23 protein-coding genes and 2 tRNA genes are annotated in these 24,301 nt (G+C 42.2%); 16 read left to right on the top strand and 9 right to left on the bottom strand.

Going from position 1 to position 24,301, the window contains the following annotated elements; genetic code table 11:
- Positions 1–67 precede the first annotated feature (67 nt).
- From VLA57_RS06875 to purC, 4 genes are all read left to right on the top strand, one after another.
- Positions 68–1,525 (top strand): Do family serine endopeptidase, encoded by a 1,458-nt coding sequence (locus VLA57_RS06875; RefSeq protein ID WP_133103914.1) that lies wholly within the window; start codon positions 68–70, stop codon positions 1,523–1,525.
- 536 nt (positions 1,526–2,061) lie between these two features.
- Positions 2,062–2,967, top strand: a complete 906-nt coding sequence (gene dapA / locus VLA57_RS06870; protein ID WP_133103913.1) for a 4-hydroxy-tetrahydrodipicolinate synthase — start codon at positions 2,062–2,064, stop codon at positions 2,965–2,967.
- A gap of 14 nt (positions 2,968–2,981) precedes the next feature.
- Complete coding sequence (locus VLA57_RS06865) at positions 2,982–3,317, top strand: hypothetical protein (protein WP_133103912.1); 336 nt, start codon at positions 2,982–2,984, stop codon at positions 3,315–3,317.
- Between the two features lie 129 nt (positions 3,318–3,446).
- Positions 3,447–4,160, top strand: coding sequence for a phosphoribosylaminoimidazolesuccinocarboxamide synthase (gene purC, locus VLA57_RS06860; protein ID WP_133103911.1), 714 nt, complete (start codon positions 3,447–3,449; stop codon positions 4,158–4,160).
- 72 nt (positions 4,161–4,232) lie between these two features.
- On the opposite strand, the gene VLA57_RS06855 is transcribed toward purC, so the two are convergent.
- A complete protein-coding gene (locus VLA57_RS06855) occupies positions 4,233–4,691 on the bottom strand; it encodes a hypothetical protein (RefSeq protein WP_333954695.1) in 459 nt (152 codons plus the stop codon).
- 209 nt (positions 4,692–4,900) lie between these two features.
- On the opposite strand from VLA57_RS06855, the gene VLA57_RS06850 reads away from it, so the two are divergent.
- Both VLA57_RS06850 and VLA57_RS06845 read left to right on the top strand, forming a co-directional pair.
- Entirely contained in the window at positions 4,901–5,539 is a 639-nt protein-coding gene (locus VLA57_RS06850; protein WP_333954694.1) for a DNA-3-methyladenine glycosylase, read from the top strand.
- An 85-nt stretch (positions 5,540–5,624) separates the two neighbouring features.
- Positions 5,625–5,936: an NIF3 1 gene (locus VLA57_RS06845; protein WP_011512537.1), complete on the top strand. Its 312-nt coding sequence runs from the start codon at positions 5,625–5,627 to the stop codon at positions 5,934–5,936.
- A gap of 32 nt (positions 5,937–5,968) precedes the next feature.
- Here the strand turns inward: VLA57_RS06845 and VLA57_RS06840 are convergent, their stop codons facing one another.
- From VLA57_RS06840 to VLA57_RS06830, 3 genes are all read right to left on the bottom strand, one after another.
- Complete coding sequence (locus VLA57_RS06840; protein WP_011512538.1) at positions 5,969–6,340, bottom strand: hypothetical protein; 372 nt, start codon at positions 6,338–6,340, stop codon at positions 5,969–5,971.
- Between the two features lie 203 nt (positions 6,341–6,543).
- Positions 6,544–7,167: a hypothetical protein gene (locus tag VLA57_RS06835; protein WP_333954693.1), complete on the bottom strand. Its 624-nt coding sequence runs from the start codon at positions 7,165–7,167 to the stop codon at positions 6,544–6,546.
- A 903-nt stretch (positions 7,168–8,070) separates the two neighbouring features.
- Positions 8,071–8,274, bottom strand: a complete 204-nt coding sequence (locus tag VLA57_RS06830) for a CsbD family protein (RefSeq protein ID WP_011512540.1) — start codon at positions 8,272–8,274, stop codon at positions 8,071–8,073.
- A 496-nt stretch (positions 8,275–8,770) separates the two neighbouring features.
- On the opposite strand from VLA57_RS06830, the gene VLA57_RS06825 reads away from it, so the two are divergent.
- A complete protein-coding gene (locus tag VLA57_RS06825) occupies positions 8,771–10,999 on the top strand; it encodes a molybdopterin oxidoreductase family protein (protein ID WP_333954692.1) in 2,229 nt (742 codons plus the stop codon).
- A gap of 96 nt (positions 11,000–11,095) precedes the next feature.
- On the opposite strand, the gene VLA57_RS06820 is transcribed toward VLA57_RS06825, so the two are convergent.
- Positions 11,096–12,415 carry a D-amino acid dehydrogenase gene (locus tag VLA57_RS06820; protein ID WP_333954691.1) on the bottom strand — a complete coding sequence of 440 codons (1,320 nt, stop codon included), beginning with the start codon at positions 12,413–12,415 and terminating at the stop codon, positions 11,096–11,098.
- Between the two features lie 52 nt (positions 12,416–12,467).
- On the bottom strand, positions 12,468–13,235 hold the full coding sequence (ygfZ, locus tag VLA57_RS06815) for a CAF17-like 4Fe-4S cluster assembly/insertion protein YgfZ (protein WP_333954690.1): 768 nt from the start codon (positions 13,233–13,235) through the stop codon (positions 12,468–12,470).
- Between the two features lie 295 nt (positions 13,236–13,530).
- On the opposite strand from ygfZ, the gene VLA57_RS06810 reads away from it, so the two are divergent.
- Both VLA57_RS06810 and hemL read left to right on the top strand, forming a co-directional pair.
- The gene (locus tag VLA57_RS06810) at positions 13,531–13,884 is read left to right on the top strand and encodes a zinc ribbon domain-containing protein YjdM (protein ID WP_333954689.1); all 354 of its coding nucleotides are present in this window, start codon (positions 13,531–13,533) and stop codon (positions 13,882–13,884) included.
- Between the two features lie 84 nt (positions 13,885–13,968).
- Complete coding sequence (gene hemL / locus VLA57_RS06805) at positions 13,969–15,270, top strand: glutamate-1-semialdehyde 2,1-aminomutase (protein ID WP_333954688.1); 1,302 nt, start codon at positions 13,969–13,971, stop codon at positions 15,268–15,270.
- 86 nt (positions 15,271–15,356) lie between these two features.
- On the opposite strand, the gene VLA57_RS06800 is transcribed toward hemL, so the two are convergent.
- Positions 15,357–15,683, bottom strand: coding sequence for a DUF962 domain-containing protein (locus tag VLA57_RS06800; RefSeq protein WP_259275382.1), 327 nt, complete (start codon positions 15,681–15,683; stop codon positions 15,357–15,359).
- A 483-nt stretch (positions 15,684–16,166) separates the two neighbouring features.
- Here VLA57_RS06800 and ppx point away from each other — a divergent pair, with 483 nt between their 5' ends.
- From ppx to tilS, 3 genes are all read left to right on the top strand, one after another.
- The gene (gene ppx, locus VLA57_RS06795) at positions 16,167–17,693 is read left to right on the top strand and encodes an exopolyphosphatase (protein ID WP_011512547.1); all 1,527 of its coding nucleotides are present in this window, start codon (positions 16,167–16,169) and stop codon (positions 17,691–17,693) included.
- Positions 17,694–17,921: 228 nt separating this feature from the next.
- A complete protein-coding gene (locus VLA57_RS06790) occupies positions 17,922–18,725 on the top strand; it encodes an acetyl-CoA carboxylase carboxyltransferase subunit alpha (protein ID WP_011512548.1) in 804 nt (267 codons plus the stop codon).
- 141 nt (positions 18,726–18,866) lie between these two features.
- Positions 18,867–20,474, top strand: coding sequence for a tRNA lysidine(34) synthetase TilS (gene tilS, locus VLA57_RS06785; protein ID WP_011512549.1), 1,608 nt, complete (start codon positions 18,867–18,869; stop codon positions 20,472–20,474).
- 10 nt (positions 20,475–20,484) lie between these two features.
- Here tilS and VLA57_RS06780 read toward each other — a convergent pair whose 3' ends face one another.
- The gene (locus VLA57_RS06780) at positions 20,485–21,006 is read right to left on the bottom strand and encodes a GNAT family N-acetyltransferase (protein ID WP_333954687.1); all 522 of its coding nucleotides are present in this window, start codon (positions 21,004–21,006) and stop codon (positions 20,485–20,487) included.
- A gap of 218 nt (positions 21,007–21,224) precedes the next feature.
- Here VLA57_RS06780 and proC point away from each other — a divergent pair, with 218 nt between their 5' ends.
- Both proC and VLA57_RS06770 read left to right on the top strand, forming a co-directional pair.
- Positions 21,225–22,058 (top strand): pyrroline-5-carboxylate reductase, encoded by an 834-nt coding sequence (proC, locus tag VLA57_RS06775; RefSeq protein ID WP_333954686.1) that lies wholly within the window; start codon positions 21,225–21,227, stop codon positions 22,056–22,058.
- Positions 22,059–22,179: 121 nt separating this feature from the next.
- Complete coding sequence (locus VLA57_RS06770) at positions 22,180–22,749, top strand: YggT family protein (protein ID WP_011512552.1); 570 nt, start codon at positions 22,180–22,182, stop codon at positions 22,747–22,749.
- Between the two features lie 123 nt (positions 22,750–22,872).
- Here the strand turns inward: VLA57_RS06770 and VLA57_RS06765 are convergent, their stop codons facing one another.
- Positions 22,873–23,667: a hydroxymethylpyrimidine/phosphomethylpyrimidine kinase gene (locus tag VLA57_RS06765; RefSeq protein WP_333954685.1), complete on the bottom strand. Its 795-nt coding sequence runs from the start codon at positions 23,665–23,667 to the stop codon at positions 22,873–22,875.
- A 247-nt stretch (positions 23,668–23,914) separates the two neighbouring features.
- On the opposite strand from VLA57_RS06765, the gene VLA57_RS06760 reads away from it, so the two are divergent.
- Together VLA57_RS06760 and VLA57_RS06755 are read left to right on the top strand one after the other, a co-directional pair.
- Positions 23,915–24,004 (top strand) — tRNA-Ser (locus VLA57_RS06760).
- Between the two features lie 183 nt (positions 24,005–24,187).
- Positions 24,188–24,264 (top strand) — tRNA-Arg (locus VLA57_RS06755).
- Positions 24,265–24,301 lie beyond the last annotated feature (37 nt).

The following is a 24,301-nucleotide window of genomic DNA, read 5'->3' as shown; positions in this document are numbered from 1 at the left end:
GCCGTGCTATAAGTTAATAGCATAGCCACTCACAAAAATTATAAAAATCACTTGGATGAGGGATAAGATGCCAATCGACATATCTAAATCGAAAATCACCATAGCTACCATGCAGCGCTTGCTTCAACGCAGCACCTTGGCAATCGCTGTCGCTACTACCATGGTTGTTGGTATTAATCTCAACACTATGCCAAGTGCGCAAGCTGCTGTCACCACAGCGGATTTTTCAGGATTGGTACAGCAAGTCACGCCAGCGGTGGCACGCGTCAATGTGACCAAAACTGTGAGTGAGGCTGAGCTTGCAAAAGCCCAAACGGCTGAGTTGTTACGGAAATTCTTTGGTGATCGCCTACGTATCCCTGATCAAGCCGCGACGCCAGCGATTGAGCATGCATATGGCACGGGTTTTTTTGTGACCGATGATGGTTATATGCTGACCAATCACCATGTAGTGGCGGGCGCAGACAAAATTACAGTGACTCTCAATGACAGAACTGAGCTGGATGCGACCTTAGTTGGCAGCGATGAGCGCTCGGATGTGGCAGTATTAAAGGTCACAGGCAAAAAATTCCCAGCGCTACCGATTGGTGATTCTAGTAGCCTAAAAGTCGGTGAACCAGTACTGGCCATTGGCTCGCCATTTGGTTTCGATTATTCAGCATCAGCAGGTATTGTCAGTGCCAAATCACGTAACTTTTCGCGTGAAACCAGTGTGCCATTTATTCAAACCGATGTGGCATTGAATCCTGGTAACTCAGGCGGACCTTTATTTAACCAGCGCGGTGAAGTGATTGGCATTAACTCACGTATTTTTAGTGGCACCGGTGGTTATATGGGATTGTCGTTCTCCATCCCGATTGATGCGGCAATGGATGTTTATGAGCAGCTCAAAACCAATGGGAAGGTTGAGCGTGCTTATTTAGGTATTTATCCGCAAGATATCGATCGCAATCTCGCCGAAGCCTATAACCTAGCGCGTCCGCAAGGGGCGTTACTGACACGCGTGTCGCCTGATTCACCTGCCCAAAAAGCAGGATTAAAATCAGGGGATATTATTTTACGCTACAATGATGTCCAAATTATGGAAGCCTCTGATTTATTGAACCTGATTAATCGCGCGCGTCCCAATGATGGCTTTCGCATGCAAATCCAGCGTAATGGTAAGCAATCGCTTGTCACTGGCAAGCTGAGTGATGCCTCAAATGACATGCAATCACAAAGCCGTGGTCAGCAAAATAACGAGATAAGTCTGGGCTTAGCCTTACGTAATTTGACCCCAGAGGAACAAGCAGAGCTGGCGTCTGATAATAAAACTGGTGTCTTGGTTACAGCGATTGAACCAACTGGATTGGCAGCACGCTCAGGTATATTAGCAGGCGATATCATTACCAACCTGCATCAAAAACCGATTAAAACCGTTAATGATGTTTCGAGTGCGGTGTCGGTATTGCCTAAAAAGGGAGTGGTGACGATCGAAGTTATGCGTCAAGGTATCCCCGGTATTATTGGATTACGGATAGAGTAGTTAAAGATATTGCTATTACTTGTGGCACAAAAGGACATAAGCGTTTTTTTGCTTGTATCGGCTAGCCAACGATGTGTTGACGATTGGTTAAAAGGCTTAAAAAGGTTTTATCGACCCTTGGCAATTACGCTAAACTGACGGTTTGGTTTAAAACTAAACGTCCTCAATCTCACTGTCTATTAATGGCGCAATGAGATTGAAGCAGCTGGGCAATTATTTTCAGAATGGCTTGATTTGGCATTAATTGATTGATAGCGGTCAATCCAAAATATGCTACACTAGCAGGCGTTTTTATAGCGAGATAATCATCCTATTAATGTCAGATAAAATGGCGTCAAGGACGGTATAAGACATACGAACATTCAGTATTAACCTCGAGCAAGATCTTACCAATGATGTTTATGAGCATGCATATTATTTATAGTATCCATGCAGCTATTTGACAATGAATACTTCAAAATATGCATTGGTACTTGCAAACGACCTATCATGTGATAGCTTTAGTCAAAGCTAGGATACGAGAGTAAGGCACAGTTATGAGCACAGCATACGACGATATTAAAACCCGACTACAAGGCTCAATGGTAGCTTTGATAACGCCCATGCTTCGTGACGGCACGGTCGATTATAAACGTCTGGCAGACCTCATAGATTGGCAGATTGAACAAGGCACACATTGCCTTGTCGCTGTTGGTACGACTGGCGAATCTGCAACCTTGTCAATGCAAGAGCATAGCGATGTCATTCGCTATTTTGTACAGCATGTTAAAGGTCGTGTGCCGGTGATTGCAGGTACTGGTGCGAACAATACGGTGGAAGCCATTAAGCTGACCCAAGATGCCGCAGATGCTGGTGCAGATTGTGCATTATTGGTCGCCCCTTATTATAATAAGCCGCCACAAGAAGGCTTATATCAACATTACAAAGCCATTGCTGAAGCTGTTAATATCCCGCAAATGCTGTATAACGTCCCTGGACGCACCGTCGTTGATATCGCGCAAGAAACAGTCGAGCGTTTAGCGGATATCGATAATATCGTTTCTATCAAAGACGCGACAGGTTCTGTTGCTCGCGGTGAACAATTAATAAAAGCAGTTGGCGATCGTCTTGTTGTCTTGTCTGGTGATGATGGTAGCGCCCTTGAGCTAATGAAATTTGGTGGTAAAGGGAATATCTCTGTGACTGCCAACGTCGCACCAAAAGCGATGAGTGAAACCTTTACAGCAGCCTTGCGCGGTGATTTCGATACCGCCAATCAAGTACATGATATCGTTAAACATTTACATCGTGACTTGTTTATCGAATCAAGCCCTATTCCAGCCAAGTACGCTTTGCACAAAATGGGTATGATAGATCAAGGCATTCGCCTGCCGCTGGTATGGCTAGCCGAGCAACATCACGCGACGATTGATAGTGCTTTGGTTCGTGCAAACTTATTATAAAATGATGCGTGTAAATGCTAACTCAGAGAGATAATATGATGAAAGTATCATCAATGACTGCAAAAGTATTCCCTGCTGTAATGACGGTCGTGTTGGGTAGTACGTTAGTATTAAGCGGCTGCCAAGCGACAAAAGAATTTATTGGTAAGCGTGACAATGGTAGCCTAGAGTATCAGCAAAGTAAAAAGTTGGCGCCGCTACAGCTGCCAGCTGCTCAAGAGACTGCACCCTTTGTACCGCTTTACCCAACCCCTAATGCAGGCGCCAATACGCTCACATTACAGAACGAGTCTGGTAAACAGTACCAGCTACCAAAACCGCAACGCGCTGTTGCGAGTCGTACTGAATAAAGTCTTTTTTAACCTTATCTATGCCGCTGATGCTTTTATCAATACCAATACATCTCATTGGTTTTATAAGTTATCAGCGGTCGCTGCGCGTTTTTACCACATAAGCTTGAACGAACAGGAAACCTCCTAATGCAAAAGCAAGAACTGCTCTATAAAGGCAAAGCCAAATCTGTTTATGAAACAGAAGACAACGACCTACTGATTTTACATTTCCGTGATGACACCTCAGCGCTTGATGGTAAGCGTATTGAACAGCTTGCACGCAAAGGCGTGGTTAATAATCGCTTTAACGCGTTTATTATGCAAAAGCTGGCAGACGCTGGTATCGAGACGCATTTTGAAAAGCAATTGTCTGACGATGAAGTGTTGGTCAAACGTTTGGATATGATTCCGGTTGAATGCGTTGTGCGTAACTTTGCTGCGGGCAGTTTGGTACGTCGTTTAGGGTTGGAAGAAGGTCAGGCTTTGACGCCACCGACTTACGAGCTATTCTATAAAGATGATGCGCTTGGCGATCCGATGGTTAATGAGTCAATCTCAATTTCTCTTGGCTGGGCAAATGAAGCACAGCTTGTTAAAATGAAAGAGCTGAGTCATCAAGTAAATGAAGTTTTGACAGCGCTGTTTGATGCTGGTGATTTGATACTAGTAGATTTCAAACTAGAGTTTGGTGTATTTCATGACCGTATCGTCTTAGGTGATGAGTTCTCACCAGATGGTTGCCGCATTTGGGATAAAGCCACCAAGAAGAAGCTCGACAAAGACCGCTTCCGTCAGTCATTAGGTGATGTCATCGAAGCTTATGAAGAAGTGGCAAGCCGTATCGGTGTACCACTGAGCTAAATGTAGAAAAATTAAAACCGTTAAGACATAAAAAAACTGAGCCATGGCTCAGTTTTTTTGCACTTAAATTTATTAGCTGTCTTTGCGAGCGTCTTTGATTTTCTTAGCAGCAAACTCCATGGCATCTGCCGCTTTATCTGCTAATGTACCGACCACTTCTTTTGCCTTTGTAGTAGCAGTATCAGCTAAAGAAGAGTCTTTATCGCCCTTACTTTTAGCATTTTTATCTGAAGACTTACTATCTTTACTATCGTCTTTATCTGATGCTTTGTTGTCTTTGTTGTCTTTGTTGTCTTTGTTGTCTTTGTTGTCTTTGTTGTCTTTGTTGTCTTTGTTGTCTTTGTTGTCTTTGTTGTCTTTGTTGTCTTTGTTGTCTGAGCTATTACTTGAATTCTTACTGTCAGAACCTTTATCAGTATTCTGATCTTTAGTGTCACTGGCAGTGTTGTTGTCTTTTACATCATTTTTTTTGTCTTCTGCTTTATCACTACCATTTTGCTGCTTATTGCCTTGGCTATTAGAGTTACTCATTGTTATATCCTTTTAATTTAATTATGTTTTTTAGTGTGGTCTATCTGGGATCAAGATTACTATTATATTGAGTTAACTGTCTGTATAACATCAGTTGCAATAAGTAATGGTGGTCGCTATCAGACAGCCTTTGATGGCTTTTTATGTTAAATTTATGCTGCTGTGATAATAGAGTGTAAATACAAACCCTTATAAAAAGGTTATGACTGATGTTAGCGTCTCAAGTTGTATCGAGTGTTTTGGAGCCATCTTGGTTCGCCCGTCCCACTTGCGTGGTAGCTGCCGACTTAATTGGCAAGGTGTTGTGTCGAGAGCTGACAGACAGCGATGGTCAACAAAAAATCTTGCGTATGCGTATCTCAGAGACAGAAGCCTATATTGGCGAGGGGGATGCTGCGTGTCATGCGCATGCAGGCACACGTACGCCGCGTACAGAGATTATGTACCATATAGGCGGTGTTTTTTATGTATACCTGACTTATGGTATTCATCATATGCTCAATTTGGTCAGTGGACCAACAGAGTCGCCAGAAGCTGTTTTAATACGTGCTGGATTTTTAATAGAGGGTAGCGCTCGCTTAATGAATGAGCAATTATTAGACGTTAATAGACAACTTAATCATATCAAACAGCTGGCAGGTCCTGGCAAGCTGACCAAGGGCTTACAGATAGATAGAACGTTATACGGTAAGCCAATCACGCCTGCGTCAAAAGTTTGGGTGGAGGATGATGGTTGTCAGCCACTAGTATCATTACGCCCCCGTATTGGCATTGATTATGCTGGCGACGCAAAAGAGTGGTTGCTGCGTTATATATGGACTGATCACCCTTCTTTGTCAAAAAATTAGAAAATTTTTTATAGTTTTAACTTAATTTTCAAGTATTTGATGAGGCGATTAATTTAATAAGGTTGCTATTTAATGGGGCTAGAACATGTATAAACTCACCTTTTTTGTACCAGACTCAGTATTAGAGCAGGTAAAGTCAGCGCTATTTGCAGCAGGTGCTGGCAAAATTGGCGATTATGAGCAATGTTGTTGGCAAGTGCAGGGGATAGGGCAATTCATGCCACTGGTAGGTAGCACGCCACATATTGGTACACAGGACAGTTTAGAGAAAGTCAATGAATGGCGGGTAGAGATGGTGGTTGCGAAGGTTAATATTGGTGATGTCATTATCGCATTAAAGCAGGCGCATCCTTATGAAACACCTGCTTATGATGTGATTGAAGTCTTAGATTTTTGATCGCAGTTTTCAATGCTTCTTAAAACAGACTATTAGTCTTCTTTTATTTTTAAGACATTATAGCCGGGATAGCCAAGCTCGATTTTATAATCTTCACCACCGCGGTATGCTTTTACTTTTATTTTGTTGTCGCCTTTTTTGTATTTAACGTCTTCAACACGGTAACCCATGCTACGGACTTTATTTGCTGCTCTTTGCTCGATAGCAGGACGGTAAATATCTTTATCAACGTTATTGATAGTTTCCTTATGTTTCTTATAGACGCTACTGTCTTTATAAATATCTTCATAAAGGTCGCCATAAGGGTTATATCCAGGTGTCGTAACACAACCTGTGGTTATCGTTAATAGCACTGCTGCCATACTGCCCGCTGCTGTGGTTTTTAGTAAAGAATTAATGTTCATAAGATGATCTCAGTAATGATATGAAAATTGCGTATGAAACGATGATAAATAGATAGTATACGATAAACAAGAAAAAGCGATAAAAAATGGTCAAATAAACCAAGGGCTGGCTTATTTGACCGCGGACATCAAATACTAAATGATGCCAAAATTTGATAAATAATAGAACGAATAAATGTTATTCGGATGCTATGTCTTTAACATTAATCTTTTTTAATCTTGATTACATTCAAGTTTGGATAGCCAAGTGTAATCTCATACTCTTGTGAGCCACGTTTGGCTTCAATCTCAAACACGCCACGATTGTTCTTTTGTTCAAACTCGATATCTTTGACTCGATAACCCATACCCTCAACTTTATTGATAGCACGGCGTTTAATCGCTGGATAACGTGATTCGTTCTTGATGCTATCTTCATTTTTATAATGTTTATCTTTGTATTTGCCATTATCTTTATAGTCGTTTTTATCATCCCAGACATTAGACCAAGGTTTTTTGGTCGAGCTGATCAGCCTGAGATCTGGTGAGCTGTATTTTAGTTCATACGCTTGATTATTTTTCTTAGCAAGAACCGTCAGCACACGGTTACCGCGGTAGCTCTCTGTTCTGATGTCCATCACGTTATAACCTTTACGGCGTAAATCCTGACGCAGCTGCTGAATAGCACGGTTATTTTCAGCGTGGTTATAACCGCTGTTGTCATTGTATACCGGATAATTATCATAACCTGAACCGGCGACAGCGCAGCCAGCAGTAATGCCAACGAATGAAAATGCAAGTGAGGCAGAAAGGACAGTTTTAAGCGAGAAAGGTTTTAACGTTTTCATGATGGAATCTCCTAAGATATAAGTTGACTTAAAAAGTGCTTATATACAGTTGCAAAATTTTGTCAATATATAATGCAGAATAACGCTAACAATCATGAATAATACGCAAAATATGCTTATAAACTATGGATGTTTGTTCTTAATTATCGTTATTCTTGAAATATTTTCTTACATACACATAGTAAGACTTAAAGCTCATTAATACGTGTCGTTGGTGTTAAGAAGTTGTAAATTTTGCAAATAGTTGCGTAAGCATTCGATACTTTGAGTGACTAAGGTGTTGCTTAGAACAGCGAATATCGCTAACACTTAAGTGGTCTGTATTAATTTTTTCTAGCTTAAAAATAGGTATTTATATTAAAAGCTATTAATATCATATAGTTAATCCTATTAACCTTCTGAATTTAAACTGACGTAAGCATATGCTTACACGCAATGACGTTTACGCGACTTAACAGTAGCTCAATAATTTGACACTATACACACACGGCATAAGGGAATGTGACTCAAGGATTGAGTTGACCGTATTAAGGATAATATTTCAACGGCTAGCATCAGGATGATAATAGCAATTGGATTAAGGACACATAACCCGTGTTGCAGGCAGATAATGCCACTAGTAGTAAAAAGGGCAGGATGCCCAACTGTCACAATATGCTCAATATCTTGCAAGGATGCAGCGATTAGAGCCGTGGTGGGTAACAAGGATAGTTAACAATAAAACCGCATAACAATTAATTGCTATGCGGTTTTATCGTGTCTGAGGTTTGAGCTTTGTCCCTGATAAGTATCTGCTGATACACCGAGCATAAAAAAACCGCATTAGTTTCTAATGCGGTTTTCGTTTAAATAATCTGCCTATAAAAGCTTTATCTAAAGTCTTGTTACAAGCATCACTATTTACTAGTATTTATTTTCAGTACGCCATGCATCTACTTCACGCTCAGCATCATCTTTACTATGACCATAACGCTCTTGTACTTTACCAACGAGCTTATCACGGCTACCTTCAACATGTAATAAATCGTCATCAGTAAGGTCAGCCCATTTCTGCTTTGCTGAGCCTTTTACTTGGTTCCACTCGCCTTTTAGAGTATGTTCATTCATTGCTATTATCCTTGTTTTAGTTATTGCGTCTTTTACAGTAGCTGTTATTTAAAAGTTAAATCAACAGGTTGCATCACGCTTTAGTATCCAAATTATTATTTATGATTCTTATTGCTAGTACAGTATTGCTGTTAAATAGCTTATTTCTTATATAGCGTATTTTAAAACACTTAACTACATTACAAATAGCCAATGGCTAACTTGTGCTACTAATATATGAATTTCAAAATGCTTTGTCTGTATGGACAATGTTGATACTGTTGCTCAATTATAAAAAAAATCGTGACTGTGTTATGAGCAGTCTAGTTATGTAATCATTAGGATGTTTTGTCAGTGAGGTACGTAACTAAGGTGCATAACTACAGTGCACACATTTGACTATGAGTTACAGCATCAGCGAGATATAGTAGAGAATAGACTGTCAGTAATCACAGTCTTAAAAAGGAATTCAGTATCGATTTATTAAGAATGATAATATAAAACAGGGAGCGCGACCGTGGCGACTGAACAAACCAAATCCAAAGAGCAGACGCATTTTAGAACCTGTACTCTGTGTGAGGCAATGTGTGGTATCGAGATAAAGCACGATGGCAAAAAGGTTTTATCGATTAAAGGGGATAAGAGCGATCCATTTTCTAAAGGGTATATTTGCCCAAAAGCGACTGCCTTGCAAGATTTGCATGAGGATACTGACCGCCTGCGTCATCCTGTTGAAAGAACGGCTAAAGGCTGGAAAGAAATTAGCTGGACTGAAGCGTTAGATAAAGTCGCAGCTGGTATTGGCGCAGTGCAAAAACAACATGGCAAAAATGCTTTTGGTGTTTATTTGGGCAATCCCAACGTACACAATCTGGGTGGCATGCTAACGATTAAGTATCTGCTAAACAGCCTCAAAACGCGCAGTCGCTTCTCTGCCACTTCAGTCGACCAATTACCGCACCATATCGTTAGCATGCATTTATTTGGGCATATGCTGCGTATTCCAGTACCTGATGTCAACCGTACTCAGTATATGCTCATCATCGGTGGCAATCCGCTAGCGTCTAACGGCAGTATTATGACGGCACCAAATATGCGCCAAAAACTAAAAGACATTAAAGCACGTGGTGGCAAAGTCGTCGTCATCGATCCAAGACGTACCGAAACCGCTGATATCGCAAGCGAGCATCACTTTATTCGTCCAGCGACTGACGTGTTGCTATTATTAGCGATGCTCAATGAGATTTATTTGCAAGGCTATGCTGATAAAGCAAGTATCAATAATAGAGCAGCAGCACTCGCGCCAGAAATAGAGCGACTGGCAGATTTTGCCAAAGACTATAGTGCAGAGTCAGTTGCCGCTATTACGGGCATAGCTGCGGTTGACATCAAGCGACTGGTCACAGAATTTTGTGAAGCAAAAAGCTCGGTTTGCTATGGTCGGATGGGTATATCAGTGCAGGAATTTGGTTTATTAAGCCAGTATTTGTCTATGGTTATTAATATCGTGACGGGGCGCTTAGATGAAGTGGGTGGTTTGATGTTCCCGAATGCTGCAGTCGATGTGGTGAATAATTCTGGTCCGGGGTATTTGGGTAAGCGTCATAGTCGTGTCAGCAAGCTGCCTGACTTTAATGGTGAATATCCCGTGGTTGCCATGAGTGATGAGATGTTGATCGAAGGTGAAGGGCAATTAAAAGGCTTTATGACGGTAGCGGGTAATCCTGTCTTGAGTACACCCAATGGCGAAAAATTAGATCAAGCCTTTGAACAGTTAGATTTTATGGTCGCCATTGATTATTTTGTCAATGAAACCAGTCGCCATGCTAATATTATCTTACCGCCAGTCTCACCGCTAGAGCGCGACCATTACGACGTTACCTTTAATAATTTTGCCGTACATAACGTCGCTAAATATTCAAAAGCGTTGTTTCGTAAAGATAAGGACGCCAAGCATGACTGGCAAATCTATCTAGAGCTGGCAAAGCGCTTAGATAAAAAAGCGTCTTTAGCAACCAAAGCTGAACGGCTATTGATAAGGCGAATAGGACCGAAATTTATACTCGATCAAGGATTGCGGCGTGGACCTTATGCTGGCATGACATTGAATAAGCTCAAGAAAAATGCTCATGGTCTTGATTTAGGACCGCTTAAAACCATGCTGCCGCAAGCGTTAAAGCACAAAGATAAGCAGATTCATCTGAATGTCGATTTTTACCAAGCAGATCTTGCCCGCGTGCAAGCGATGATGCAAAATTATGATGACAGCGAGATTTTATTGATAGGTCGTCGTCATGTCCGCAGTAATAATTCGTGGCTGCATAACAGCTACCGCTTGGTCAAAGGTAAGCCGCGCTGTACGCTCATGCTGCATCCAGATACTGCTGCGCAATATGGTATTGAGGATGGTCAAGACGTGAAAGTCACCTCGCGCGTCGGTAGCGTGATTGTTGCAGCAGAAATCACTGATGAGTTGATGGCGGGGGTAGTGAGTATTCCGCATGGCTTTGGTCACGGCCGTAAAGGCGTTAAGCAAAAAATCGCCCAAGCGCATGCAGGTGTCAGTGTGAATGATCTGACAGATGATACGTTGATTGATGAGTTAAGCGGTAATGCCGCTGTAAATGGCGTCCCTGTGCAATTGGAAGCTATACATGCAGAAACTGCTGGATTCTCAGAAACTGCTGAGTCAAACAGTTCGAACTCTTCGTCACATTCAAAAGCTGAGTCGGGTAGCGCTGCATAAATGCAATCAGTAGTATAGTTAAAGTTGGACTCGAAAGCGCTTATTTATAATGATAAGCGCTTTTTATTTACCTTATTAATTTGTCTTAGACTAAATCTAGATACCGATAAAATCAAAATCAACCTCAGGTATCTCGCCTTGTATTAGTAAGCTAATCGCTTTAGCCGAACCACATGCATGCGTCCAGCCAAGCGTGCCATGACCAGTATTGAGCCATAAATTATCAAAAGTGGCGTCAATATTTCGACTACCATGTCGGACTTTACCCATATGCGCGCGCCCTATTAAGGGGACATTTGAGGGTGTCATTGGTCGTAACCCTGTCCAATATTGTACAGAGTTGGCAATGATGCCTTTAGGAAACAACTGCTGCACGCGGCGAGTGATGGCTTCACAGCGTAGGGTATTCAAATCTAAGTTGTAGCCATTAAATTCTGCTGTCCCTGCCACTCGCAATTTATCGCCAAGACGTGAAGTGACCAGCTTAAATTCATCATCAATGAGACTGACAAAGGGTGCTAGATGGGGTGCTCGGGGGTTGATTTGATAAGTGGCCGAGTAGCCTTTGGCAGGGAAAATAGGCAGATGCATATTAAGGGGTTTCATTAAAGCGACGCTATGGCTACCAAGCGCCAATACATGGCTATCTGCACTAAAGGTTTGCGCATTTTCGCCTTTGGGTCGAATGGTAATGCTATATACGTGCGGACGCGCAGAGTCAGCATCCGTATTAATCGCTAAGATCTCAGTATCGTATAAAAACTTAACGCCAGCCTTTATACAGTGCTTAGCTAAACGCTGAGTAAATAGATGGGCATTGCCTGACTCATCATGGCTGGTATACGTCGCGCCTTTGAGCTTATGGGCAATGGGGTAGAGTGCTGGCTCGAGACTAACGGCATTATTGATGTCAATCACATAACGCTCGCAGCCAAGCGCCTGCATACGCTCTGTAGGCGCTATCGCAGCATCAAACTCCGCTTGATCGGTATAAAAGTGCATGATACCGCGCGTTTGCTGCTCGTAATTAATCCCAATATCCGTGCGTAATTGTTGTAAAGCATCGCGTGAGTACAATCCCAAACGTACCATTTGTACTAAATTTGCATCAGCACGATCTGCGCGGCACTCTTGCAAAAACTGCATCGCCCATTTAATTTGCGCCTTATCCGCACGCAATCGATAAAGCAACGGTGCATCCTCGCGAAACAACCATTTGAGTGCTTTTATCGGTGCAGTAGGATTTGCCCAAGGGGTCGCATGCGAGACTGATATCTGTCCGCCATTGGCAAATGAGGTTTGCATACCTGCAGCTGACTCACGCTCAATCACAGTCACATCATAGCCTGCTTGGCGGAGATACCATGCGGTGGTCACGCCCACCACGCCTGCTCCGAGTACCGCAATATGGGTCATAGATTACTCTGCTGCGATTGATGAAATTAGATGAGAGCGTTATTATCTGGTATTACTTGGGGCGAGCAACATCCACTTGTAACGCCAATGGTAAATCCAATATGGTCAGACTACTTTCAGCCAACTGTTCTGGACGAGCCACGACCAATGCCTCAAAGCCTTCACTAGTAGTAATCGCATTGACGACTTGTACTTTATCCAGTTTTTCACCAGCGGCAGGAGTTGTACCTGAGCCTTTTACACTTGTTCCTTTTACATAGTGCAAAAACGCTTTCGGCGCTGATTTAAAGTAAATACGGGCGATGACTTCTTGACCCAAATAACAGCCTTTATCGTAGTCCATGCCGCCGCGCTGATGCAGACGCAACTCTTGTGGTTGGAATTCGCCTTGCGTTGCCGCTACTATCCAATAGTTACCAGTTGCGATACTAGACTGCATCCAAGCTTGGATATTCTCAGACGTATTGTGGTCGTCCTGATGGCTAAAAGTCGGCACTTCATCAATAACACAAGGATAAATAGGGGTCGGGGCACTAGTATCAAACTTTGAAAAGGCACCGAATTTTTTTAAATGGCCTTGGAAAGCCTCAGCGCAATCTGCACTGATGACCACATCAAAATGTTTTTCCGCTTGTTTTTTAATCCAAATACCGAATTCTATGCGACCTTTTAAATTCCCAATGGCTGCGGCTTGATAGCTGAGTCCGAGCTTAGTGACATCACAAGTTAATTGTCCTTGCAAAAATTTTTCGGCATCCTCGCCTTGGATAGATAATTGGGAAAACTGTGGCAATGTCGCCGCATTGATAGATTGAGTCATTGTTATTATCCTTCTAAAAAGAGGTTTTTTATAAAGCAATAAATGTTAAGAATAAGTATCAAAAAATGATAGCTCAGATTTTTATGCCAAGATAAACAATTATAAAATCAGATGAGGCTAAGAAGAGTACCACAAAAAACACCCTCATAAAAAACGTCATCGTTAAGATAGCTATCAAGCGTTAAATTGGGCACAGCCAGCGGTTTTCAAGCGTACAAATTGGTTAAAGAGTGCAAGTTACGGTACAATGTGAGCTCTGGAATAAACCTAATATATGATGGCTGCCGAGGGAATTATGAGCTTACCAAATTGTCCGAAATGTGATGCTGAATATACGTATGAAGATGGCGCGCTGCTGATATGCCCGATGTGTGCTCATGAATGGACAGTGGCAGAAACTGATGTAGCACAATCTGAAGATCAAGACGCGGTCATTCGCGATGCCGTTGGTAATGAGCTGCAAGATGGCGATACCGTGACAGTCATTAAAGATTTGAAAGTCAAAGGCTCTTCAACCATCATCAAAGTAGGAACGAAAGCAAAAAGTATTCGTCTATTGCCAGATGCGACCGATGGTCATGATATTGATTGTAGGCTTGATGGCTATGGTCCGATGAAACTTAAATCATCGGTAGTTAAAAAAGCTTAAGCTACACATTTATTGTGAAAAAAAATAATACAAATCCCTAAGTATAAAATCACTAAATAAAAAACGATTAAATAGAGAATAACTATGAGCACTAAAAATGAACAACTATTCGCGCAAGCACGTAAGCATATCCCTGGCGGTGTAAATTCACCTGTCCGAGCTTTTGCTGGTGTCGGTGGCACACCAATATTTATGCACCGTGCCAATGGTAGCAAAATCTACGATACCGAAGACAATGCTTATATTGATTATGTCGGCTCTTGGGGTCCGATGATTTTGGGTCATGCCCATCCAAAAGTTATTGATGCGGTCAAAAAAGCGGCTGATGATGGTTTGAGCTTTGGTACGCCAACGCCATTTGAGACCACCGTTGCCGATAAAATTTGCGAAATCGTCCCGAGTGTTGAGATGATTCGTATGACCAGCTCAGGCACGGAAGCGACCATGAGTGCGATTCGTTTGGCACGTGGTTATACTCAGCGTGACAAAATCGTCAAGTTTGAAGGCTGCTACCATGGTCATTCAGACAGCCTATTAGTAAAAGCAGGCTCAGGCATGCTTGATATTGGTGAGCCAACCTCAAAAGGTGTACCAGCAGATTTTGCCAAGCATACTATTACGATTCCATATAACAATCCGCAAGCGATTAAAGACTGTTTTGAGAAATGGGGCGCAGAGATTGCCTGCGTTATCTTGGAGCCGATCGCTGGTAACATGAATATGGTCATTCCAAGCCAAGAATTCCATGATACCTTGCGTGCAGAATGTACTGCCAATGGCGCAGTATTGATTTTTGATGAAGTCATGACGGGCTTTCGTGTTGGACTTGGCGGTGCGCAAGCGCATTTCGGTATCGACCCTGATTTAACCTGCTTTGGTAAAATCATCGGTGCGGGCTTACCAGTGGGTGCTTTTGGTGGCAAAAAAGAAGTCATGTCTTGCATCGCACCACTTGGCGGTGTCTATCAAGCGGGTACGTTATCCGGTAATCCGCTGGCGATGCGCGCCGGTATCGCCATGTTTGAAGACTTAACGGCAGACGGTTTCTATGACGAGCTATCAGCGAAAGTAGACCATTTGGTTGATGGTTTCCAAGCGGCTGCTGACAAGCATGGTATCAATATGCGCACCAATAAATTGGGCGGTATGTTTGGTATGTTCTTTGTCAAAGACAGTGCGACGACTGTACCTCAAAACTTTGATGACGTGACTGAGTGTGATATGGAGTTATTTAATACTTTCTTCCACGGTATGCTTGATCGCGGTATTTATCTGGCACCGTCCGCTTATGAAGCAGGCTTTATGTCTATCAAGCATAGTAACGAAGATATCGAGGCGACTATTAAAGCCGCTGATGAAATATTTGCAGAAATGGCAAAAGCGTAACACAGCAGTTTTAGGCGTTTAAAAAAACCAGCATAGTGACAAGATTACTGTGCTGGTTTTTTTATGAATAATAAAGGCAGTTGTATTTATTGCACTTTATCAAACTTACGGTCTCTCAGACTTAAATTACCTCGCATTACGTCTACATACATACGAAAATCACTAGCAAAGCTTTTTAAAGGAAATTTAAAAGAGGCGGGTTTATTCTTTTCAAAGAAGAAATGTCCGACCCAAGCGCAAGCGTATCCTGCGGCAATACCTTTAAGTAAGGGTTTTGCTGAGCGATTCTTAACAGATTTTGCCAGTCCAATTAACCCAAAGCTACTGCCTGCAAAATGCAATCGACGGCAAGCCATATTTTGATGCTCATCAAGATAAAAGTCATAAAATGACGGTTTGTCTGAGCTATCCATTTTTATCAGATTGTTCTGGCTGTCTTTTTCAGCAGTAATTTCTTTAGTTTGTGACGTTTGCGTAGGGGTGTTATTCATCGATTTGGCTTCCTTGTAGGTTATGTCTCATCTATCCGTAATGAGTCTTGTCAGTAGAATGAAATAGCTTGATACCATAAAGCTCATAGGTAAGTACTTGTTCTCTATTATAATATAGACAATAGTGGTGGTAGCAAGCCAATATTGAACAAATAATGGCTAAGGGTAGAAGATGTTTTTTGCTTCAAAAAGTATCTATCCTGTTTTTAGCCGCTGTTTAGCGGTTGTTTTCGCTTACTTGCCAGCGTTTGGCATAAATGTTTTAATGGCAAAACTTGCCATCATTTATGTGATTATTATCTTTTTTATATATGGTAGTCCTTACTTTAATCCAACGTACTTTCTATTTTAAAAGCCTAAACCCTTTTAATTATCTTTTGATCTGACACGGTAACGACCTTACTTATGCCCAAAGACAACCTAAAAAATCCACCACTCGCAGAAGATGAACTGATGGCAGCCATTGATATTGGCTCCAATAGTTTTCATTTAGCCATTGCTCGCCTCGATCATGGTGAAGTGCGAAAAGTGGTGTCTATGTCTGAAAAAGTTCAGTTAGCTGCAGGACTGGATGAGCATAATATTTTGGGTGCAGCAGCGGAGCAGCGCGGTTTAGACTGTCTCAGCCGCTTTGTGGCGCGTCTAGATTCGGTGCCTCCGGAGCGTATTCGTATTGTTGCGACCAACGCCTTACGCCAAGCCAAAAATGCCAATGATTTTATCAGCCGTGCCAATAAAATCTTACCCAAGCCTATTGAGATTATCGCGGGACGAGAAGAAGCGCGTTTGATTTATTTAGGAGTCTCGCATACCAATGCCAGTAGTGACAAGCGTCTGGTTATCGATATTGGTGGCGGCTCAACAGAGTTTATTATTGGCCAAGAGTTTGATCCATTATTGACCGAGAGCTTACAGATGGGCTGTGTTGCCTTTACGCAGAAGTATTTTGCTAATGGGCAAATTACCAAAGAAGCCTTTAACAACGCCATATCGGCTGCGCGCAAAGAAGTACTGGCGATCAATGGGCGCTACCAAAAAGTAGGCTGGAGCAGCGCCATTGGATCGAGTGGTACGATTAAAGCGGTACGTAACGTCCTTGTTTCAAAAGGCTGGGCAGACGAGCAAGAGCGCATCACTTATAAAGGTGTTAAAAAGTTAGAAAGATTATTGCTTAAAATTGGCAACGTTGATGACATTGATTTAGAAGGCGTCAAAGAGCACCGTAAAGCCGTATTTCCAGCAGGCGTTGCGGTATTACGAGCAGTCATGAAGGTGTTGGGCGTAGATGCTATTACTTACTCAGATGGCGCGCTACGCGAAGGTGTCATGTACGATATGCTTGGACGATTTGCCAGTGAAGACGTACGTGACCGCAGTGTATTGGCACTGATTAAGCGCTATTCAGGCGATAAAAAGCAGGCTAAGCAAGTAGTCAAAACCAGTCGACACCTTTTTGGGCAAGTGCAAACTAAACTTGGACTCAGTACGGAAGATGGCGATCTACTCAGGCGAGCTGCATTTTTACATGAGATAGGGCTGGCGATTGCTCATAGTAGCTATCACAAACACAGTGCGTATTTGATGGAACATTCTGATATTCCAGGTTTTTCACAAGTCGATCAAAAACGTATGGCACAGCTGATGTTAAATCATCGCCGTAAGCTCAAAGCAGATATGTTAGAGCAAACGTGTACTATCGGCGGTGATCAGCTCGTTTATCTGTGCTTGCTGCTACGTTTGGCAGTACTGGCACATCACAGTCGCAGTGATTATGAATTACCAACATTAGAATTAAAAGTAGATGATGACAATCATTGGCAAATCATGGTTGGTGATAGCAGCGAGCACTACGCTTTCTTATTATCTGATTTGCAGACTGAAATAGAACAATTTGCCAAATGGGGCGTCAAACTAAGCGTCATTGAGGTTTAATTTTTTATCAGCTAAAACTGTTAGTAGATTACTTGATTAATGTGGTTAGAAATAACATAACAAAAGCGGTGTTGTCGGTAATGTTATGGCATATAAGATGTGCTATTATAGTTTTTATTGAGTTTACAACTGTACTTTTATTATCCTAAAGCCGATAACGATGTTATTATTAAATATAACCATATTGAACATAGCTCTATTAAGTATAACTAAGAAAGGGAAGCGTCTATGAGTACCGTCTGGGATAGCGTTCAGCTTGCACGGCATGCCAAACGTCCATTGTTTATGGACTATGTAAATCAGCTGTTTACCGAATTTGATGAGTTGCATGGCGACCGCGCTTTTGCTGATGACAAGGCAATCCTTGGTGGACTTGCACGCCTAAACGGTATGCCAGTGATGGTTGTTGGTCAACACCGTGGTCGCAGCACACGCGAGCGTATTGAGCATAACTTTGGTATGGCAAACCCTGAGGGCTATCGAAAAATCATTCGTTTGGTCAAAATGGCTGAGCGCTTTAATATTCCGGTTATGACCTTTGTTGATACCCAAGGAGCTTATCCGGGTATTGGCGCGGAAGAGCGTGGACAAGCACAAGCCATTGCTGAAAGCATTGCTGTGTTTTCTAGTTTAAAAGTGCCTATCATCGTCACCATTATTGGTGAAGGCGGCTCAGGTGGCGCATTGGCGATTGGCGTTGGTGATAAAGTGAATATGCTACAAAATAGTATTTATTCAGTCATCTCTCCTGAAGGCTGCGCTTCTATTCTATGGAAAACTGCCGAAAAAGCGCAAGATGCCAGTGAAGCCTTAAAGTTAAATGCTATCAATCTGTATCAAATGGGCTTGATTGATGCGGTCATCGACGAAGGTGAGGGTGCTCATATTCAGCCACAGCCAGTAATGACGGCATTAAAAGCTCTATTGGTTGAGCAATTGGATGAGCTGAAAGATTTAGATACCCATACGCGTTGTGAGCTACGTTATGAGAAATTCAAATCGTTTAACTCAGAAGTCATGTTGCCTTGCTAGTATGTCCTGTGTCTAAATAGTTGACAATCAGCTTTTAGCACTAGAGGCTTACGCTTAATGTTAAAATAAAAACGTGTCATGTTATGGCGCGTTTTTTTTTGTCAATTAATTCATATACTAACTAATGAGATAAGGTCAATGATGAGCAGCAGTGCAATCCTACCACATCCTATTGAGCCAATAGCTGAACTGCCGATTGACGATAATTTGGCAAAGGCATTATTGACCAGTATGGCTGAGTATGGCGAGCAGCTACAGGGTCGGCGAATTTGGCTGGCCTGTAGTGGTGGGCGTGATTCATTGGCACTGGCAGCGCTATGTGTGCAACTCTATCAGCAAGGTCGACTGCCATTTTTGCCGCAACTATTGCATGTCAACCATGGCTTGCAAGCGGATAGCGCTATTTGGGCTGCGCATGTTGCTAACTGGGCAAAGGCTCAAAAGATACCATGCACTATTTTGCAGGCACACGTAAATGGACATGATGAGCAAGCCGCACGCCAAGCACGTTATGATGTGATGCGTGCGCAACTCAATCAAGATGATGTATTACTATTAGCCCATCATGCTGATGACCAAGCTGAAACTGTGTTGATGCGGTTGATTCAAGGCGCAGGAGTAAATGGTCTGTCGGGTATGCATCCGTGGCGTGTACAAACGCAGGACGCGCATCGCATCATAGTATGGCGACCTTGGCTCATTGTACAGCGCGCCAGTATTAGCTCATATGCTAAGCGCCTAAAGCTGCCTTATATCGATGATCCCACCAATGACGGCGGTGATAACGTCCGTAGTGGACTGCGCCGTGACATCATGCCAGTATTGGCAAAATACAATCCTAACGTTATTGATAACATAGCGCGTAGCGCGCAGCTACTAAGCGATGCGCAATTAACGGTTAAGGCACAAGCGGCAGAGGATTTAAAGCAGACAGAGGTAATATCATTACAGCTACCATCTGCCCAGCGTGTGCTAAATATAGATGAACTACAAAAACTACCACTTTATCGCCAACGACAACTATTGCATTATTGGCTTGGTCAAGATGAGCCATTACCTCCTGCTAAGCAGCTTGTCGATGATGTATTGAGCTTAAGCCAGCGTCATGATCATGATCATCAAACGGAACTGTTTTGGCAAGGACGCAAACAGTCATATACTATTCGCCGTTATCGTCAGCAGCTTTATCGTCTAAGTAGCGACTGGCTCAAATGGTTAGAGTTGCCGCTTGCCGAACAGACGCAGAGCTTGTTTACTCATACTGAGTCTAATCTTATCGGGGCAGATATTCATACAACTGGAAGACAACCCGTTCCAATTAATCTACGCAATGATGATAAATTCACTTGGCAATTACAGATTCTGCCAAATGAAGTAATGCCACTATTAGAAAGCTATAAAGTAGAAAGCGATAAAGATAAGCTTAGGATTACCTTTGCGCCATTAGATCGCAATCAGCGTGTGCAAACCGCATTGGCGTCGCGTCCACAATCGGGCAAAAAGCTCTATCAAACCTTAGGTATTCCATCATGGATGCGTGAGAGTTTGGTAGTCGTTAGCGTGACTTTGATAAATAAAGAAAGTAGTGAAAACGAGCTTTTAGAGAACGATTGCCCGATAGAACAACCTATTTTATTATTATCACCTCTTGAAAACTGGGTGTTAGCTTCTGATAAGTTGTTAGAAAGCAATCCTCATTATATAGAAAGTGCTATTAGCAGCTGTTTAACCGTACCTAGCTCGTTTTGATGTTTGTTACTCAAAGCCTTGAGTAGGGTAGATCTTCATTTTTTTTGATCATTTTGATATCTACTATTTGTATATCTTTATAGTGCTCTTCACTCTTTTCGCCATCATAGACAAAGCCAAATTTTTTATAAAAATGAATAGCAGACGCGTTATCCTCTAATACCCATAAATAAAAATTTGCATTGATATTAAAACTCAATATGGCTTGTAATGACCTTTTCATCAATTTACTGCCTATACCTAGCCCATGATATTCTGATAAAACATATAAAGTCGTGATTTCATAGCTATTATTTTTAGTAAAATATCCAATAAATCCCAGGCTCTTATGATTAGCATCATAGGCTATCCAAATGATGACATCCGGATGAGTGATCACTTCCTGCCACATTTTTGTTTTTTCAATAAGATTGTTTTTATTGTTGATATAAGACTTAGGTAGCAGATTCAAGTAGGCGTCATGCCAACTTTTGCAATGGATATGAGCAATATCCGCAAAATCTTTTGAATGAGCTTTACGAATGCAAAACATGTTTTTCCCCTGTACCACTCTACATAAACGACTTTTTAATCTAACAGGTAAGCTGTGTGATATTCGATGTTAATTTAGTATCTCAATTAAACGGTAGTACTATTAGTTAGCCTTTGAATTTCCCGAACAGCGCCAGTAGCAGTATGGTAAACTGAGTGTCATTTTACCTATCATTATGTTAGTTTGAATACCTTTGGTTTTTTGAATAGGAGACATGTATGTCAGTATTAGATAATAAGAAAATCAGCTTTATCGGCGGCGGAAATATGGCGCAGGCTTTGATTAGTGGGCTTGTTAGCTGCGGTGTCAAACCGAGTTTAATTACCGTTGCTGATCCTAGTAGTGAGGCGCGCGAGCAATTGGCTGCTAAAGGATTGAACACAGTTGATCCAACTGCTGATGCAAAAGCTGCCGTTATCGATGCTGACATTGTGGTGCTGGCAGTCAAACCGCAAGTGATGAAAGCGGTAGTCAGTAGCTTTTCGGATATCTTAGACAAACAGCTGGTGATTTCAGTGGCAGCAGGTTTGTCGACTGAGCTTTTATCTGACATGTTGGGTGGGTATGACAATATCGTCCGCGCGATGCCAAATACACCTGCGATGATTCAAATGGGCGCAACGGGTCTGTACGGTACTGATAATATTTCTGCTGAACAGAAGCAATTGGCAACGGCGGTCATGGAAGCATCAGGATTGGTCATGTGGGTCGATAATGAAGAACATATGCATGCGGTAACCGCCGTATCAGGGTCAGCACCAGCGTATATGTTTTACTTTATTGAAGCTATGGTTGATGGGGCAGTGGCTTTAGGTTTGGATAAAGAGCAGGCTTCAGCGCTCGCTATGCAAACCATGTTGGGCGCGGCAAAAATGGCAATGGGTAGCGAAGATGCGCCAAGCGAGCTACGTCGTAAAGTGACCTCACCAAACGGCACAACCCAAGCCGCCATTGAATCAATGCAAGCCAATGACATTGGTCGTCAAATTGGTGAAGCCATGCAAGCGTGCTATGATCGCAGCCAAGCCTTGAGTGAAGAGATGAGCAAATAATCATCTTTATAATAGAGGTAGTATTTTATAAAATGCGGCCTCTGACTGGTTATAATAAATGCCTGATAATGACATTCGTCATCCTCAAACCTGTTAATAATGTCACATTGAGTAGCGCTTCATGAACAACATGTTATTGCAAATTTTTGATTTGGTCACCACCTTCGCCATGATGTTGGTGTTTATTCGTTTTATGCTACAGTTTGCAGGGATGGATGCCAGCAATCCTATGATTGCGCCTGCCTATAAAGCGACCCATATCGTCGATGTCTTTGGACGTATTTTTCCAACCGTTGCACAAGGTCGTATTAGTATCGCTGCCATCGTCCTGATGTTTTTGATTCGTCTGATTGATATCGCAGGAAAAGCAGCATTAACACATAAGGGTATTGCGCCAGTCCCATTGTTTTTTACCGGTACTATCAGCTTGGTTTTAGACTTTTTACGCATGTGCCGCTACTTGGTGATAGGTTCTATCATCGTTAGCTGGATTGTGGTTTTTACACAGTCTCAGCATCCGCTTATCGGTATTATTGTAAATTTAGCAGAACCTATTTTGGCACCGTTTCGTCGTATTACGCCAAACTTAGGGATGATTGACCTATCACCGATGATTGCCTTTTTCGCCTTTTACCTACTCGAAATTTTTATCGGTGGTTTGGCATCAAGCTTTATGCCGATGTTAGGTTAAGCCAGTTAAGTTAAAAAGATTTTCGGGATAATAAAATTTCAAATAAAAAAGGCGCTCTATACAAGATAGAGTGCCTTTTTTATGTTCGTTATTTAGATAAAATTATATGATAAATACTAAGTGCTAAAAGCGCATAAAGCGGTTGGGTATCAATTGCGCTTTAGCATCCTCAGGGTGCGGTGCATCAGCGGCACGCAGCGTTTTGGTAATCCAGCTATCCGCCGCTTTTACTGCCTCGATAAGCGCATCACCCATCGCTAAGCGCCCAGCGATAAAGCTCGCTAGTGAACAGCCAGAGCCGTGAAATTCGCCTTTTAGGCGTGGCAAGATACTTTTATGTACCATCTCGCCTTTTATGTATAAATACTGCTCAATATCACCGCTATCGAAGTCGTGTGAGGTTTTGACCAGTACTGCATGAGTGCCTTGTGCACATAACTTCTGAGCACCTATATGTAAGTCTTGTTCAGCACTCAAGGCGCGCAGCTCATGAGTGTTAGGGGTAATCAAGGTGGCATAGGGTAGCAGCTGTCTAAAGGCGGCGACTAGCGTCTGCTCATCGCCTAAGCTACCACCACTGTTGGCGACCAATACTGGGTCCAATACAAAAGGAGTACCCTTAACAATAATCTCGTCAGCAAATAACTGGGTGAGCATAGTGATATTATCAGTCGTACCAAGCATACCTGACTTAATGACACTGACAGACAAGTCATTAAGTACAGCGCTGGCTTGATCTTTAACTAAATTTGCCGCGCACGCATCAAAGCCAAATACCTGTTGCGAGTTTTGTATGGTAATAGCCGTACAAGCGATAGCAGCATGAGCGCCTGCTTGACCGATGGCTTCTATATCCGCTTGTAATCCAGCACCACCTGAGGGGTCTAAGCCTGAAAAGCACAATACGACTGGTCGCATAACACATCCTTTGATATCTTTTATAATAAGTGGTAAATACTATAGCCATCTACTGCCAAAAAAGCCATAAAGACCGATAAATCGATAATTATGCAAAAAGCATGATTAAAAGGACAGACAATGCTTGCAATTCGTTTTGGCTTTGCTATAATACTCGCCCACGGCATAAGACGTATTGTTAGCATCAATACTATGTTTAAAGAGGTATTTTTATTAAAAATACTTTGATAAGTGTCTTAAATCGTTAGGTGAAGTGGGTGAGTGGCTGAAACCAGTTCCCTGCTAAGGAACCATACGTGTAAGCGTATCGAGGGTTCGAATCCCTCCTTCACCGCCATTTATTCGTTGTTATTAGAGTAATCAAGCGAAAACAGCGTTAATTATCTTCTGTTTTGTTAAAACAAAAATTAATTTGATTTTAACGAAAAAAGGTGTTGACACAAGCGAAATTATCTATATAATGACCAACCTAATTTACTGTAATTGTTATTAACAAAGCAGTAAATGATGTGTAAAGTACGCGCTTGTAGCTCAGTTGGATAGAGCACTTGGCTACGAACTAAGGGGTCGGGAGTTCGAATCTCTCCAAGCGCACCATTTTACATCATCGCCTATTTACTAAATCAATCGCCTG

The organism is Psychrobacter sp. S4(2024) (genome assembly GCF_036861305.1).
GTDB lineage: Bacteria > Pseudomonadota > Gammaproteobacteria > Pseudomonadales > Moraxellaceae > Psychrobacter > Psychrobacter cryohalolentis.
The sequence above is the reverse complement of the archived record's forward strand: the minus strand, read 5'-3'. Positions and strand labels throughout refer to the sequence as shown.